Source organism: Micromonospora sp. DT62 (genome assembly GCF_049847285.1).
GTDB lineage: Bacteria > Actinomycetota > Actinomycetes > Mycobacteriales > Micromonosporaceae > Micromonospora > Micromonospora reichwaldensis.
Genome location: NZ_JBNCOB010000003.1, coordinates 62,635 through 76,921, shown reverse-complemented (window position 1 = coordinate 76,921; position 14,287 = coordinate 62,635). Strand labels below are relative to the sequence as shown.

The following is a 14,287-nucleotide window of genomic DNA, read 5'->3' as shown; positions in this document are numbered from 1 at the left end:
CCGCTGGACGCTAGGAGAACCTGATGACAGTCGCGTTGGAACGTGCCGGCGTCACGACGTTCCGGGGCCGCCCGGTCACGCTGCTCGGGCCGGAGGTGCGCGTGGGCGATCCCGCGCCGGCCTTCACCGCGCTGGCCAACGACTTCTCGCCGGTCGACCTGGCCTCGTCGGCCGGTACGGTGCGGATCCTGTCCGTGGTGCCGTCGCTCGACACCGGCGTCTGCGACCAGCAGACGCGGCGGTTCAACGAGGAGGCCGCCGCCCTGCCGGGGGTGAGCGTGCTGACCATCTCCGTGGACCTGCCCTTCGCGCAGGCCAGGTGGTGCGGCGACGCCGGCATCGAGGGGGTCCGGACGGCCTCGGACCACCGCGACCTGTCCTTCGGGCTCGCCTACGGCGTGGTGATCGCGGAGTTCCGGCTGCTCGCCCGGGCGGTCTTCGTGGTCGACGCCGAGGACCGCGTCGTGCACGTCGAGTACGTGCGCGAGGTCGGCGAGCACCCGCGCTACGAGGAGGCGATCGCCGCCGCGAGGTCGGCGTCGTCCCGCTGACCCGCCCCGGGTCGCCACCCGCCCGTGCGCGCACGCGGTGACCACGACGTCGATGCGTCGTGGTCACCGCGTGACCCTGTCCGCCACCGGGCCTGCGTGTCGAGTACCGCCGGTGGCGTGCGATCCGTGGAGTGCGGCCCGTGGAGTACGGCCCATGGAGTACGGCCCATGGAGTGCGGCCCGTCGTGCGCGGCACGACGGGCCGTAGCTCGTGTGGGGGCGCGGCCTCCGCGGGCGCGGAACCGCCTCAGCCGCGGTCGCGGGCCGGGGGACGGGCCACCGGGCCGGACGGCGTGGCGACGGAGCCGGCCGGCTGCCTGCCCGCCCGCAGCACGCGCAGCATCACCGAGGGACGCATGATCGCCTGCGGCGGATCGATCAGCCCGGCCACCCGCAGGAAGGCGTCCGTGACCCGGCTGTCCCGGGTGGCGGCGGCGTGCACCCGGGCGATGTAGGCGTTGGCCATCCGCACCTTGAACGGGCGCGGTCCCTCCACCCGCGGGTGCGCCAGGTCGCCGCCGGCGGCGACCTCCCACGGCGCGTCGAGCTGCCGGGAGATGTCGGCGAAGAAGGCCCGCGGCCGGGGCGCCCCACCGCCGGCGAGGTGCCGGCGCAGGATCAGCGCCTCCAGGGCGGCGACGGTCATGCCCTGGCCGTACACCGGGTTGAACGTGCAGACCGCGTCGCCGACCACGAGCAGCCCCTCCGGCAGCCGGGACACCCGCTCGTAGCGGCGCCGGACGCTGGCCGGGAACCGGAACGAGCCCGGCTCGTCGAGGAACTCGGCGTCCCGGATGGCGTCGATGATGTCGGGCACGGGCAGCGAGGCCGCGTACGCCAGGAAGCCCTCCCGGTCGGTCGGGGGCTCGTCACCGAGGATGCCGGTGAGCGAGAGCAGCCCGGTGTCGCCGCCCAGCGTGGCGAGGAACGCGCCGCGGGGATGGGCGGGGGTGGCCACCGGGTTGATCGAGACGTCGCCGTGGAACGGGTCGTGGGAGAAGCGGAAGCGCGCGCTGGTGTAGGTGAGCCCGATCTTGATCCGCTCCTCCGGCACCGGGCCGTATCCGAGCTCGGCCAGCCAGGTGGGCGTCCGGGAGCCGCGGCCGGTGGCGTCCACCACCAGGTCGGCGTCGATCACCTCGGCGAGTTCGGCGCCGCGGTGGTAGATCCGTACGCCGGTGATCCGGTTGCCGTCGGCGGTGGCGACCGGGGCGACGACGTCGGCGTCCTCGACGAGCCGCACCCCCGACAGGGCCAGCACCCTGCGCCGCACCAGCGCCTCGATGCCCGGCCGGTAGCCCCCGACCACCAGCAGGCCGGTCTCCGCCGGCTTCAGCCGGTGGCCGTTGAAGTACCAGCGGATCCGGGTGCCGAGGTCGCCCGAGCGCAGGCCGGCCGCGGTCGCCTCGTCGGTGAAGCCGGGCAGCAGCTCCTCGATGGCCTGCTGACCCCGGGCGAGCAGGCCGTGCAGGTGCCGCCCCTGCGGTGCGCCGCGGCGCACCTCGGTCGCGTCGGCGAGCCGGTCCCGGTCCACCAGGACCACCTCCCGGTACGCCTCGGCGAGCACCTTGGCGGCGAACAGCCCGGCCATGCTCGCGCCGAGGACGACGGCCCGGCCTCTCGCGGTGTCGCTCATCGTGTGGTTCCTCTCGGTTCGCCGCCGGGCGGACCTCCCGCCCGGTACAGGGGTGCCGGTCTGCGGGCCGCGCTCATTCGGCGGGTACGGCGGAAGCGGCGGGCTCGGTGCTGCGCGGCTCCCACTGCGCCGCCTCGCGGCCGGCCGGGGGCTGCTCGCGGACCGTGCTAGGCGCCTGGGCCCCCGGGTCCACGGGTGCCCGGCCCAACCACGGCCGTAGCCCCATCGCCGGGCGCTCCACCAGGTAGAAGCTCAGCGTCGCCGTCACCACGCTGGCACCGGCCACCGCCGCGGTGACGAGCCAGAAGTTGCCGGTGCCCAGCGGCGTGCCGGTCGTTCCGTAGTAGACCCACAGGTAGAAGACGTGCCAGAGGAAGACCCCGTAGGAGACCCGGCCGAGGAAGCGCAGCACGGGGTTGGACAGGGCCGCCCGCATGTAGCCGGGACGGCCCGCCGGCAGGGTCAGCGGCGCCACCAGCAGCAGGGAGATGGCCAGGTAGAGGGTGTGGTCGACCATCGCCGAGCCCAGCGGCGGGTAGTTCATGTCGTTCGGGCCGCCCAGGGGGGAGCAGGCCGCCGCGTACGCCAGCGCCGCGCCGATCCACGCGGCGCCCGGGTGCCGGATGAGGAACCGGTACGCGGCCGGTGTCCGCTCGGGCGCCACCTCGGCGACGGCGGAGAGGGTCGCCAGGATCATGCCGACGGCCAGGTAGCCCATGTACTCGGTCGGCCAGAGGTGCTGCACCGGGAAGGCGCCCATCGAGGGCAGGTGGTGGTACGCGGCGAAGCCGGCGCCGGTCAGCACCAGTGCCCCCAGCGGCACCAGCAGCCGCCTCGCGCGGGTCCCCGGGTCGGCGACGCGTACCGCCCAGCGGCGCAACGCCCAGGCCAGCAGCGGCAGGGTGACGTAGAACGCGACCTCGGTCGCGAGGCTCCACGTCTGCTCCATGCCCGTGGGCATCGCGTTCGGCTGGTAGACGTGCAGCACGAGCAGCGGGCGCAGCACGTGCCACAGCCCGGTGACGGCGTCGGCGTTGAGCACGAGCAGCGCCGTCACGGCCAGCACCCAGTACGCCGGCAGGATCCGCAGGGCCCGCCGCCAGAAGTACGGCTTCAGCGCCATCGGCGGCCGGTCGGTGAGGGTGGCCAGCGCGAAGGGCCGGTAGAGCACCAGCCCGGAGAGGACGAAGAAGATCGGCAGGCTGACGTCCATGGTGTTGAAAATCGGTCCGGCGACCGGGTTGCCGGCCGCGCCGTACATGTCGGAGGCGATCATGCCCGTGGTCAGCGCGATGTGGGTCAGCATGACCATCACGGCGGCGACCCCGCGCATGCCCTCCAGCTCGGGGAAGAAGATCCTCTGTCGGGCCCGCTCGCCGGTGGCGGATGTCGCCCCCGGGGCATGCCCTCGCACTGATGTCATGGTCCGCTCCTCACGCGCCCGTACTGTCCGAAAAGGATCTGTTGAGCCTTGCCTCGGCAGAACCGGGCGCCCCGGCGCGTCCGTCCGCTCCACTGTCGGATCGTGCTGCTCCGCCGGACCCGGCGCACCTTCCACCGTGCGCAACCCCGCGCCCGGCGACGGGATGAGCGCACGACGGGAGATGCGGGGCCCAGAGGGGCCGGACGACGATCCCTGATGACCAGGCACCACCGATGACCGCCGCACGTGCGGCGGACCGAAGCGGCGGAGGGGACACAGGGTGGGCGAGAAACGTGCGGCAACCAGTAGCGGAGGGCGCGGCCGAAGGGCCATCGCGGTCGGGGGCGCCGCGGCCCTGGCGGCAGTACTGGTGATCACCGGGCAGCAGATCCCCGCGGTCGCGGGCGGAGCCGCGGACCCCGCGTCGGCGCCCGCCGGCCAGTCCGACCATCGGGTCACCCTGATCACCGGTGACCGGGTCACCGTCTCCCCGGACGGCGCGCGGGTCACCGTGACCGCCGCCCCGGGCCGCGCAGGCACCCGTTTCACCAGCCACCGCGCCGGCGGGCACCGCACGGTCCTCCCGGAGGACGCCCGCCCGCTGGTCGCCGCCGGGCTGCTGGACCGGCGCCTGTTCGACGTCACGGCGCTGGTCCGGGCCGGTTACGACGACGCCCGCAGCCCCGGGCTGCCGCTGATCGTGTCGCGACGCGGCGCCGATCCCGCGGCCGGTCTGACCGGGCCGGGGCTGCGCACGACCGGCCGGTTCGCCGTGGCCGGGATGAGCGCGGTGACCGTGGCCAAGACGGACGCCGCCTCGGCCTGGTCGGCGATTCGCGAGCAGCGGGCAGGCATCGAGCGGATCTGGCTGGACAGGCCGTTGACCCCGGCGCCCGTGCCGGCGCCGCCCACCGACCTGCCCCCGGCTCTGTCGGCGGGTGGCACCGCGCCGACCGTGGCCGTGCTGAGCACCGGCGTCGACGCCGAGCGGGCCAGGCCGGCCGCCCGGGTGGCGCGCCGGCAGGTCTTCGCCGGCGCGAGCACCGGTGACCGGCACGGACACGGCACCCGCACCGCCGCCGCCGTGCCCGGCGCGACGCTGCTCGACGGCAAGGTCTGTGACGACGACGGCCGGTGCCCGGAGTCGGCGATCCTGGCCGGCCTGGAGTGGGCCGCTGGCCGGGCCGACGTCGTCGACCTCGGCGTCGGTGACGCGGAGCAGTTCGGCACCGGTCCGCTCGGCCGGGCGGTCGAACGGATCGGCGACCGCACCGGGGCCCTCGTGCTGACCCCCGCAGCGGACGGGGCTGCCGGAGCGACCGCCACCCACGACAGGCCCGACGGGCGTGCGACCGGGCTGCCGGCCGGCATGGTGACGGGCGCGGCACTGCTCGCCCAGCGTCACCCGGACTGGTCCGTGGACCAGCTCCGCGCCGCCCTCGCCGCCTCCGCGGTGGACGGTGCGCTCGACGCGGCGGCGCTGGCCCGGCGGAACGTGCTCCCGGCCACGGCCTCGCTCGCCTTCGGGGTGCAGCAGTGGCCGCACGCCGACGACCGCCCGCAACAGCGGACGCTCACCTGGCACAACCACGGCGACCGGCCCGTCGCGCTGCGGCTCGACGTCGCGCTGACCGGCCCCGACGGCACGCCCGCCCCCGCCGGGGCGCTGCGGCTCGACGCGACCACGGTGACCGTGCCGGCGGGCGGGTCGGCCGGCGTCACCGTCACCGCCGACACCCGCCACGACGGGCCCGACGGCCGCTACACGGGCACCGTCACCGCCACCCCGGCGGGCGCGCCCGACCTGGCCGTGCGCTCGCGCGTCGAGGTGGAGAAGGAGGTCGAGAGCCACCCGCTCACCGTCCGGCACCTCGGGTCGGACGGGCGGCCCACCGGCCGGGCCGAGACGATGGTGCTGGACCTCACCGGCGAGCTGAGGGCGTTGCTGTACGGCGAGGACGGCACCGCCACCACCCGGCTGCCCAAGGGCAGCTACGTCCTCGTCGGCGACGTGGTCGACTTCGGCGACACCGATTCGACCTGGCACCGCCTGGTCCAGCCGGAGCTGGCCCTCGACGCCGACGCCACGGTGACCATGGACGCCCGACGGACCGCCCCGGTACGCACCACCGTGCCCCGCCCGGACGCGCGGACCGCCTTGGTCGACCTCGGCTTCAACCGGCGCGCCGAGGACGGCACCGGGTTCGGCCTCGCCCTGGCCCTCGACGGCTTCGAGGGTCTGCGCTCCGGGCAGCTCGGCCCCGACCTGCCCGCCGAGCGGATGACCGGTTACCTCCACTCCACCTGGGCGGTGCCCGGCCCGGCTGGCGACTTCCGCGACACCCCCTACACCTACGGGCTGCTCGACACCCGCCCGGGCGGCTTCTTCACCGGCTTCGACCGGAAGGTGGCCGATCGGGACCTGGCGACGGTGGACAGCCGGCTGGTCGCCCAGGTGACCGGCCGCGCGGCGACCAAGGCCTTGTTCCCCAACGCGCCCGGCGTCATCGGCACGCTGACCCCGCTGCTGCCGTACAGACTGCCGGCGCGCACGACGCACCTGCTGGAGGGCGGTGCCACCCTGTGGAGCGCCGCCTTCGGCGAGAACGTCCCGGGCGGGGACGGGCTACCGGTCGAGATCACGGCTTTCGGCCAGGCGAACCAGTCGTACCAGGCCGGACAGCGGTACAGCGACCGGTGGAACGCGGCGGTGCTCGGGCCGATGTTCGACTTCGCCGGTCACGCCGGCCGGCGCGGCGACACCGTCTGGTTCGGCATCCCCATGTACTCCGACCAGGACGGGCATCGGGCCGGCTCCCTCACCGACGCGGCGACGACCCGGATGTACCGCGACGGCCGGCTGGTGGCCGCCTCCGGCGCCGGGAACCTGGAGGCCGAGGTGCCGCCGGGGCCCGCGACGTTCCGCGTGGAGAAGCGGACCAGCCGACCGTCGTACTCCCCCCTGTCGACGCGGGTGGACGCGACGTGGACGTTCCGGTCGGACACCGCCGGCGAGGCCGGCGAGTCCTTCCCGCTGTGGGTCGTCCGGTACGCGCCGACGGTCGACGACCACAACGTCGCCCGCTGGGCGCCGGTGACCCTGCTGCCGGTGTCGGTGATGTCCCAGCCGGAGGCCCGCGTGGGTCGGGTCCGGCAGCTGGCCGTGCGGGTCTCCGTCGACGGGGGCCGCACCTGGCGCAAGGCCCCGGTGGTGCCGGCGGGCGACGGCGGCTACCGCGCGGTGGTGCACGCGCCGAAGGGCACCCGGACGGTGTCGCTGCGCGCCACCCTGGTCGACTCGCACGGCAACCGGCTGGACCAGACCATCGTCAACGCGTATCGGTTCGCGAAGTGATCCGGTACGACACGGGCAGGCCGGCCGCCGCTCCCGCGCCCAGGTGCGGGAGCCGGCCGGCCGGCCGGACAGGAGGAAACATGGCAACGGTATCGAGATGGCTGTCGCTGACGCTGGCCGTCGTCCTCGCCGTCGGGGCGGTCGGCTCGGGCCCGACCGCCGCCGCAGCGGCGGCTGCGGAACCGCGGAGCTGCATAAGCGCGCCGAGCACCCCGGAGAAGAGCCCCACCGGCCTGATGGTCCGTAGCGTCGCGACCAACGACTGCGTCGTCCTCGCGGTCATCTGGCTGATGCGCTACGAAACCACCGACACCGGCTGGCGGACGGTGCTGGATCGCTACATGGACCCCGGGTCGACGACCCGGCTCGACTTCCCGTGCCGGGCCAGCGGCACCCGGATCTACCGGTCCGTCGTCTGGGACCCGAACATGATGGCCTACCTGACCTCTCCCGAGGTCCGCATCACCTGCTGACCCGCCCACGCGGCCCGCACGTCCGGACGCCCGCGGCGTACCGGTGACACGAGGAGGAGGAACGACATGTCCGCAGGCAATGCCGCTGTCGTGAGCGACGAGACGGCCGTACGGGACGTCGCGCGGCGCATCGTGACGGCCTGGGCGGCCAACGACGCCGACGCGTTCGCGGCGATCTTCGTCGAGGACGGCACGCTCATCGGTGACGCCTACATGAAGGGCCGGGAGGAGATCCGCTCCTACATGGCCGCCGGGTTCGCCGGGCCGTACGGGGGGACCCACGTCCTCGTCGAGCCGCTCGATGTCCGCTTCCTGACCGACGACATCGCGCTGCTGGTGACCCAGGGCAGCGTGCTCCTGGAAGGGGAGACCGAGTTCGTCGCCGAGCGCGCCTTCCTCGCCACCTCCACGGTGGTCCGGGTGGACGGGGGGTGGAGCATCGCCGCCTACCAGAACTCCAAGGGCACGGCCAACCGCTGACGACGCGTACGCGGCGGCGGGTCGCCCGGCGTCCGACTGCACCCCGCCCGCCCACGGGCGGTGCGGGGTGCGTCGGTGCGTCCGGGTGACCGCCGCCCGGGCTGAGCCCCGCCCGCTCAGGCGGGGCGGGGGAGGCCGGCCACCAGCGAGCGGTAGGCCTCGGCGGGGGTCAGCGCGGTGCCCCGGTCGAACTCCTCCGTGAACGCGGTCGGGCCGAGCGCGTCGCGCGCGGCCTGAGTGATCCGGTCGACGTCGCCCCGTTCCCCGGCCGGCAGCGGCGCACCCACCGAGGCCCGCGCCATGGCCGCCGCGCCGAGCAGCCGGGCGGCGTCGCCGTGCCGGCCGTCGAGCGTCGCCGTGCCGGCGAGCCCCTCCAGCGCGAGCGCCTGCGCCCGGGGATCGCCGATGGCGGTGGCGACCTCGAACGCCTCGGCGTGCAACTCGTGCGCGTCGCGGGCGGTGCCGCGCTGCTCCGCGACGAAGCCCAGCTCGGCCAGGAGCAGTGCCCGCACCACGTCGGCGTCCAGGCCCGGCTGGCGGGTCCACGCCAGGACGCCGCGCAGCAGCTCCTCGGCGGCGTCCAGCCGGCCCTCGCGGCGGGCCCCGAGCCCGAGGCCGATCTGCGCGTACAGCTCCCCGGGTTTGAAGTTCTGTTCGGCGGCCAGCCGCAGCGCCCGCTCGTGGAACTCCCGGGCCCGGTCGTAGTCGCCGCTGAGCAGCGCGATGCGGCCCAGGCCGGAGAGCCGGTCGGAGGCCTCCAGCCACAGTCCGAGTTCCTCGGCCATCCGCAGGCCCTCCCGGTGCAGCCTGGCCGCCTCCGGGTAGTCGCCGGTAGCCTCCGCCCGCGTGGTCAGCGCGAAGGACGCCTGGAGCTGGCCCCACCGGTCGCCCAACTCGCGGAAGAGCGCCACGCTGCGCGCGCTGTCCCGGCTGGCTGCCTCCAGGTCGCCCCGGGACTGCGCGTGCCCGGCCCGCAGGCTCAGCGCCGTCGCCACCCCCCACCGGTCGCCGAGCAGCTCGAACTGCGCCAGCGCGTCGTCGACCAGCTCCTGGCTGGTCGTGACGTCCCCCGTGTTGAGCAGCGCGAGGCCGAGGAAGCAGGTGGCCCGGGCCCGCCCCGCCGGGTCCTCGTCCGGCGGCCAGCCCGCCAACGCCGGAGCCACCAGCGGGGCGTGGTCGCCACCGGCCTCCAGCAGGGCGAGCCCGGCCTGCCAACAGATGGCCGCCGCCCGTACGGAGGCCGGCACCGAACCGGGCACGGCGAGCGCCGCCTCGATCGACCGGCGCGCCTCGCGCAGCCGGCCGCGCAGGTACCGGTACCAGGCCAGCGCGGTCGTCAGCTCCAGCGCGCCGGCCGCGTCGTCGTCGGCCAGCGCGCCATCCAGCGCGCGGCGCAGGTTGGCCGTCTCCTGGTCCAGCCGCGCCAGCCAGCGCCGCTGCGCCGACCCACGCAACTCCTCGTCGGCCCGCCGCGCCAGCTCGAGGTAGTGGCGCCGGTGGCGGCGGCGCACCACCGCCACCTCGTCGGCCTCGCGCAGCCGCGCCAGGCAGTACTCGGCGACCGACTCGAGCAGCCGGTAGCGCGGCTCCCCGGCGCCCTCGGTCATCACCACCAGCGAGCGGTCCACCAGCCGGACGAGCAGCCCGAGCACCTCGTCGGCGGGCAGGTCCGGGTCGGCGCAGACCGCCTCCGCGGCCTCCAGGGTGCAGCCGTCGGCGTGCGCGGCGAGCCGCCGCAGCACCACCCGCTCCAGGTCGGAGAGCAGCTCCCAGCTCCAGTCGATCATCGCGCGCAGGGTCTGCTGGCGCGGCGGGGCGCCCCGGTGGCCGCCGGAGAGCAGCCGGAACCGGTCGTCCAGCCGGGTGACCAGCCCGTGCACGCCCAGCGCGCGCACCCGGGTGGCGGCCAGTTCCAGCGCGAGCGGCACCGCGTCGAGGCGGCGGCACAGCTCGGCGACGTCACGGGCGTTGGCCGCGTCCAGGGCGAATCCGGGGGCGGCGGCGGTGGCCCGGGCGACGAAGAGCTGCACCGCGCTGGAACGGGCGAGCACCTCGGGCTCGGTGACCTCCGGGTCGGGCAGCTCCAACGGGGGGACCGGCCAGACCCGCTCACCCGCCACGCCGAGCGGATCCTGGCTGGTGGCCAGCAGGCGTACGTCCGGGGCGTGCGGCAGCACCCGCTGGGCCAGCTCGGCGACCGGCTCCACGACGTGCTCGCAGTTGTCCAGGACCAGCAGCAGGGAGCGGCCGCGCAGCACGTCGACGAGGCGGTCGGCGGGGGTGGCCGGGGCGCCCGTCGGCCCACGGTCGGCCCCGGTGGCCTCGCGGATGCCGAGCACCGCCAGCAGCGACCCGGCCAGCGCGGCGGGGTCGTCCGGGCGCAGCGAGGCCAGCTCGACCAGCCACACCCCGTCCGGGTACGCCTCGACGAGCTGGTGCGCCGCCTCGACGGCCAGCCGGGTCTTGCCCACTCCGCCCGGCCCGACGAGGGTGAGCAGCCGTTCGACGCGCAGCAGCTCGTGGACGTGCCGCACGGCCTCCGCGCGCCCGACCAGTGGGGTCAGCGGGGCGGGCATGTTGGACCTCGGCATCACCCGTCCCGCACCCGCGGGGCGCGGCACGGCCAGCGGATCGTCTACGCCGTTCGGCTCGGCGCCGTTCGGCTCGGCGCCGCGCCGATCCCTCGGGCCGCTCCCGCCGCTCCCGCCGCCCTGGCCGTTCCTGCCGTTCCCGCCGCCCTGGTCGCTCCCGCCGCTCCGGTCGCCCGAGCCAAGCTGGTCGGCGAGCAGCGCCGGGTCGTGCGCCAGGATCGCCCGGTGCAGCGCCACCAGCTCCGGGCCCGGATCCAGGCCCAGCTCCTCGGCGAGCTGCCGGCGGAAGCGGGCGTAGCTCTCCAGCGCCTCGCCCTGTCGCCCGGCCCGGTAGAGGGCCCGCAACTGGAGGGCGCGGGCCCGTTCCCGGAACGGGTGCCGCGCCACCAGGTCGGCGAGCTCCCCGACCAGCAGCTGGTGCTCGCCCAGGACCAGCCGGGCCTCGGCCCGCTCCTCGACGGCCACCAGGCGCTGCTCCTCCAGCCGGGCGGCCAGCGGGCGGGTGAACGGCTCGTCGGCGAAGTCGGCCAGCACCGGGCCACGCCACAGGGCCAGGGCCTCGTCCAGCAGCGCGACCCGGGCGGGTGGGGCGGCCGTGCCGGTGGCCCGCTCGACCAGCGCGCCGAACCGGTCGGCGTCGGTCTGCCCGGGTGCGGTGCACAGCAGATATCCGGGCGGTCGGGACACCACCGCGTCCCTGCCGCCGGCCTCCGCGTCGTTCAACGCCCGCCGCAGCTGCCAGACCTTGGTCTGTAGCGCACCGCTGGGATTGGCCGGCCGGCGCTCGCCCCACAGGTCCTCGACCAGCCGGTCGACGGGCACGGGGCGGCCCTGGTGCGCCAGCAGGTCGGCGAGCAGGACACGAACCTTCAGATCGGGCACGGTGACCGGTGCGCCGTCCGTCGTCCAGACCGCCAACGGACCGAGGAGCCCGAAACGCATGGCGTCACCGTAGCGCAGCGCACCGACGACGGGCGGTCACGGCACGGCGCGGCGGCGCGGCGACCGGGAGCGCACCGGGAGAAGACCGGGAGTGGACCGGGAGCCGTGGGCGGCAGAGTGGGACCGGCGACGGATCCGGCCCGGCGAGGCGAGGGAGGCGCACCGGATGTCATGGTGCGACCGCGTGCGCGTCCCGGGCCGGCCGATCCAGGTCGACCGCCAACGAGCCGGCCGGAGGGCGGGCGACACCGGCGCGGGAGCGTGCCCAGGGCGTCGGTCGGCGTCCGTGCCGTGCGACGGCCCGCGCCCCCTCCGGTACGCCGGAGCGCCGGCGCCCGTCGCCACCGCTCCCGGCAGGGGGCGTCCGTGACCACGAATGGAGAGACAGCATGAACCTGCCGACGATCGTGTCGCAGTCGGAATGGGACACCGCCCGGGAGCGGCTGCTCGCCAAGGAGAAGGAGGCGACCCGGGCCCGGGACGCGCTGGCCGCGGAGCGCCGCAGGCAGCCCATGACACGGATCCACAAGGAATACGTCTTCGAGGGCCCGGGCGGCAAGGCCAACCTGGCCGACATCTTCGACGGCCGGCGTCAGCTGATCGTCTACCACTTCATGCTCAGGCCGGGCGAGTCGCACTACTGCGAGGGGTGCTCGATGTTCGTCGACAACCTCGGCCACCCCGCCCACCTGAACGCCCGGGACACCACCCTGGCGCTCATCTCCCGGGCGCCGCTGACGGAGATCACCCCGCTCAAGGAGCGGATGGGCTGGACGCTGCCCTGGTACTCGTCCCACGGCACCGACTTCAACACCGACCTCGGGCTCACCACCAAGGCGGGGGAGGCCTTCGGGCTGAGCGTCTTCCTGCGCGACGGCGACGAGGTGTACCGCACCTACTTCACCTCGGAGCGGGGCGTCGAGGCGCTCGGCAGCAACTGGACGCTGCTCGACCTCACCCCGCTCGGCCGCCAGGAGACCTGGGAGGACACCCCGGACGGACGCCCGCAGGAGGAGCCGTACGGCTGGTGGCGGCTGCACGACGAGTACGACAACTAGGCGCCGCACCGATACGGAGGAAGGACCACGATGGATGTGAACGCGAGCGAGGCGGAACCGAGAGCGGGCCGGCGCGAGTGGATCGGCCTGGCCGTGCTCACGCTGCCCACCCTGCTGCTGTCGCTGGATCTCAACGTGCTCTACCTGGCGCTACCGCAGCTGAGCGCCGACCTGGCGCCGGACGCCGCCCAGCTGCTCTGGATCATGGACATCTACGGCTTCATGATCGCCGGATTCCTGGTGACCATGGGGACCCTCGGTGACCGGATCGGCCGCCGCCGGCTGCTCATGATCGGCGCGGCGGCCTTCGGCGTGGCGTCGGTGATCGCCGCCTACTCGACCAGCGCCGAGATGTTGATCGCCACCCGGGCGCTGCTGGGCGTGGCCGGGGCGACCCTGATGCCCTCCACACTGTCGCTGATCAGCAACATGTTCCGCAACGCGCAGCAGCGCACCATGGCCATCGGCCTCTGGATGAGCTGCTTCATGATCGGCGCGATCATCGGACCGCTGGTCGGCGGCCTGCTGCTCGAGTCGTTCTGGTGGGGCGGGGTCTTCCTGCTGGGCGTACCGGTGATGGTCGTGCTGCTGGTGGCCGCGCCGCTGCTGCTGCCCGAGTACCGCAACCCGGAGGCCGGGCGGCTCGACCTGTTCAGCGTGGTGCTGTCGCTGGCCACCATCCTGCCTTTCGTCTACGGCCTCAAGGAGCTGGCGAAGGACGGCTTCGGCGTCCGGCCAGTCCTGGCGATGGTCGCCGGTGTGGCGATGGGCGTGATCTTCGTGGCGCGGCAGCGCCGCCTCACCAGCCCGCTGCTCGAGGTGCAGCTGTTCGCCAACCGGACCTTCAGCGCGGCCCTGGGCATCATGCTGCTCGGTGGGTCGACCATCGGTGGCATCGCGCTGCTCTTCGCCCAGTACGCCCAGCTGGTCGAGGGCCTCTCCCCGCTGCGGGCCGGGCTCTGGATGCTGCCGTACGCGGTGTCCATGCTGGTCGGTTCGATGCTCGCGCCGATGATCGCGCAGAAGTTCGCCCCGGGCTACGTGGTCGCCGGCGGCATGGCGATCGCCGCGGTCGGCTTCGCGCTGCTGAGCCAGGTGGGCACCGTCGGTGGGCTCGGCCTCGCGGTGACCGGTCTGGTGATCGTCTATCTCGGCTTCGGTCCCGGTGCCGTGCTGGGCACGGACCTGATCATCGGGGCGGCGCCGCCCGAACGGGCCGGCTCGGCGTCGTCGATGTCGGAGACGAGCACCGAGCTGGGGGTGGCGCTCGGCGTCGCCGTACTGGGCAGCGTCGGCACCGCCGTCTACCGCAGCGAGATCGCCCCGGCCCTCTCCGCCGATCTGCCCGCGCAGGTCAGGGAGACGGCCGGCGATTCGCTGGCCGGCGCGAGCGCGGTGACCGGGCAGCTCTCGGAGCAGACCGGGACCGCCCTGCTGGAGGCCGCCAGGGCGGCGTTCACCAGCGGGTTCAACATGGCCGGGTTGGTCAGCGCGGTGATCGCGGTGATCCTGGCCGTGGCCTCGGCGCTGCTGCTGCGCCGAGTACGCCCGGCGGCCGAGGAACCGGTCGTCGATGCCCCGGCGGTCCCGGCCGGCGGCACCGACGAGACGCCCGCGTCGGCCCGGCGCTGACGGGTCGGTCGCGGCGCGACCGTGGGGGCCGGGGGGGGGCCCCCCCCCCCCCCCCCCCCCCCCCCCCCCCCCCCCCCCCGCCCCCCCCCCAGGCGCGGGGGGCCCCGCGGGGGCCCCCGGCCCCGCCCGCCGGGCCGGCCGCCCCG

The 14,287-nt window shown here is 75.2% G+C and carries 9 protein-coding genes; 6 read left to right on the top strand and 3 right to left on the bottom strand.

The window, feature by feature from the left end; all coding sequences use genetic code 11:
• The first annotated feature begins 23 nt into the window (after positions 1 to 23).
• Complete coding sequence (gene tpx, locus ACPXCB_RS06270; protein WP_132238250.1) at positions 24 to 551, top strand: thiol peroxidase; 528 nt, start codon at positions 24 to 26, stop codon at positions 549 to 551.
• A gap of 247 nt (positions 552 to 798) precedes the next feature.
• Here tpx and ACPXCB_RS06265 read toward each other — a convergent pair whose 3' ends face one another.
• Both ACPXCB_RS06265 and ACPXCB_RS06260 read right to left on the bottom strand, forming a co-directional pair.
• Complete coding sequence (locus tag ACPXCB_RS06265; RefSeq protein ID WP_425873012.1) at positions 799 to 2,187, bottom strand: FAD-dependent oxidoreductase; 1,389 nt, start codon at positions 2,185 to 2,187, stop codon at positions 799 to 801.
• A 73-nt stretch (positions 2,188 to 2,260) separates the two neighbouring features.
• Positions 2,261 to 3,610, bottom strand: a complete 1,350-nt coding sequence (locus ACPXCB_RS06260) for an acyltransferase family protein (protein ID WP_425873010.1) — start codon at positions 3,608 to 3,610, stop codon at positions 2,261 to 2,263.
• 370 nt (positions 3,611 to 3,980) lie between these two features.
• Here ACPXCB_RS06260 and ACPXCB_RS06255 point away from each other — a divergent pair, with 370 nt between their 5' ends.
• From ACPXCB_RS06255 to ACPXCB_RS06245, 3 genes are all read left to right on the top strand, one after another.
• Positions 3,981 to 6,965 (top strand): hypothetical protein, encoded by a 2,985-nt coding sequence (locus ACPXCB_RS06255; RefSeq protein WP_425873008.1) that lies wholly within the window; start codon positions 3,981 to 3,983, stop codon positions 6,963 to 6,965.
• A gap of 80 nt (positions 6,966 to 7,045) precedes the next feature.
• Positions 7,046 to 7,438 carry a hypothetical protein gene (locus ACPXCB_RS06250; RefSeq protein WP_425873006.1) on the top strand — a complete coding sequence of 131 codons (393 nt, stop codon included), beginning with the start codon at positions 7,046 to 7,048 and terminating at the stop codon, positions 7,436 to 7,438.
• A 66-nt stretch (positions 7,439 to 7,504) separates the two neighbouring features.
• Positions 7,505 to 7,918 (top strand): SgcJ/EcaC family oxidoreductase, encoded by a 414-nt coding sequence (locus ACPXCB_RS06245; protein WP_132238240.1) that lies wholly within the window; start codon positions 7,505 to 7,507, stop codon positions 7,916 to 7,918.
• A 116-nt stretch (positions 7,919 to 8,034) separates the two neighbouring features.
• Here ACPXCB_RS06245 and ACPXCB_RS06240 read toward each other — a convergent pair whose 3' ends face one another.
• Positions 8,035 to 11,451 carry an AfsR/SARP family transcriptional regulator gene (locus ACPXCB_RS06240; RefSeq protein WP_425873004.1) on the bottom strand — a complete coding sequence of 1,139 codons (3,417 nt, stop codon included), beginning with the start codon at positions 11,449 to 11,451 and terminating at the stop codon, positions 8,035 to 8,037.
• A gap of 389 nt (positions 11,452 to 11,840) precedes the next feature.
• Between ACPXCB_RS06240 and ACPXCB_RS06235 the strand changes: the two genes are divergently transcribed.
• Complete coding sequence (locus ACPXCB_RS06235) at positions 11,841 to 12,509, top strand: DUF899 domain-containing protein (protein WP_425873002.1); 669 nt, start codon at positions 11,841 to 11,843, stop codon at positions 12,507 to 12,509.
• 30 nt (positions 12,510 to 12,539) lie between these two features.
• A complete protein-coding gene (locus tag ACPXCB_RS06230) occupies positions 12,540 to 14,141 on the top strand; it encodes an MFS transporter (RefSeq protein ID WP_425873000.1) in 1,602 nt (533 codons plus the stop codon).
• Positions 14,142 to 14,287: the final 146 nt, after the last annotated feature.